This window comes from Xanthomonas populi, from assembly GCF_002940065.1.
Classification (GTDB): Bacteria; Pseudomonadota; Gammaproteobacteria; order Xanthomonadales; family Xanthomonadaceae; genus Xanthomonas; species Xanthomonas populi.
This window is the reverse complement of the sequence record NZ_MDEJ01000267.1, coordinates 1-1,360: the sequence shown is the minus strand read 5'-3', so window position 1 is coordinate 1,360 and position 1,360 is coordinate 1. Positions and strand designations below refer to the sequence as shown.

Genomic DNA, 1,360 nt, shown 5'->3' with positions numbered 1-1,360 from the left:
AGGGGTTCAGCCGACATACGTGTAAAAATGACTCACAAGCTCGGATTTAACCCATTGCATCAGTGAGTTAGCGGATATTTCTGGGTAACAAAACTACACTACCAACAGCGTTAGCTCACTTTTGGCTGTTTTTTACACGAATCCCTGCCGACCCTCGGATTGGTCGTGGGTGCGCGCAGCTTCCCGGGCAACCCGTACGACGGCGACACCTTGGCCGAGCATCTGGAGCAGACGCGCGGGTTGCTGCAGGATCTGAGCGTAGAACCGACGGTGGCGATCGTTGACCTTGGTTATCGCGGGCGCGAGGTCGATGGCGTGCAGGTGCTCCATCGTGGCAAGGCCAAGACGCTGACGCGACGGCAATGCCGCTGGATCAAACGACGGCAGGCGGTGGAACCGGTGATCGGACATCTGAAAGACGACTGCAGGTTGCGTCGCTGCTGGCTGAAAGGTGCACAAGGCGATGCGCTGCACGTACTCGGCTGCGCCGCCCGCTACACCCTGCGCTGGCTGCTGCGCTGGATCGCGTTTTTGCGTGCCTGGATGCGGGCGATGGGATGGCCATCCTTTAGCGCCGTGCCGCTGTCGCCGATGACACTTGGTGCTTGAAGGGGGTTTTTCAGGGGCGACTCATTACCAAGATGTCACAGGCGGCCTGGCAGGCACATCCTGCTAAACGAGCATTACACACCTTCCAGACGACGGCAAGATGATCGACCTAGACGCACTCGTGGGCGGGCTATAGCTGGGATGATAGAAATTTCGGCGGTTCCGGCGTAAAATCCCTGATCCTGGCAATTCGGCTTGTAATTCCTAACTTCACTATGCTTTAAAATTATTAATTAATATAAATTAACAAAAAAGGATAATTATGTTAAACCCATCAACAAATTTCGCTAGAATATCACCCTTGCTCGCTGCAACAGTATTCGGAATCATTTTTCTATCGATATCAGCCCCAAGTCAGGCAGACGATTATTTAGGTGCAGTTTCTGTGCTTGCTGATGTTAAACCCGCAAATCCTACAAATAAACAGGTGTGGAATGCGCACTGGCAGCAAGCAATTAATAATTGCAGAAACCAGTTTGGGAATAATTCCCGCTCTGTATCTTTAGATAGTTGGGACGTTACCGCAGGTGGGCGGTATACTGATCGCTGGGTGATTAATAGCGTCTGGAGTTGCAGAAATCGCTGAGGTGAATTGCCCGTCTTCTCGGAACACCCCGGAACCCCGCTAAGCGCTACCAGGTGGCGTGTCGCAAGATCGAGGGTCGGCAGGGATTTGTATAAAAAACAGCAACTCGCCCAGGCCGCACCAACCTGCAACAACCCGGTAGGCGAATGGAAAAACCAGCTGGGC

1 pseudogene is annotated in these 1,360 nt (G+C 53.1%); it reads left to right on the top strand.

The features are described 5' to 3' along the window. Window positions 1-156: 156 nt before the first annotated feature. Window positions 157-609: pseudogene (locus XpopCFBP1817_RS20705) on the top strand (transposase); the annotation flags it as partial. Window positions 610-1,360: the final 751 nt, after the last annotated feature.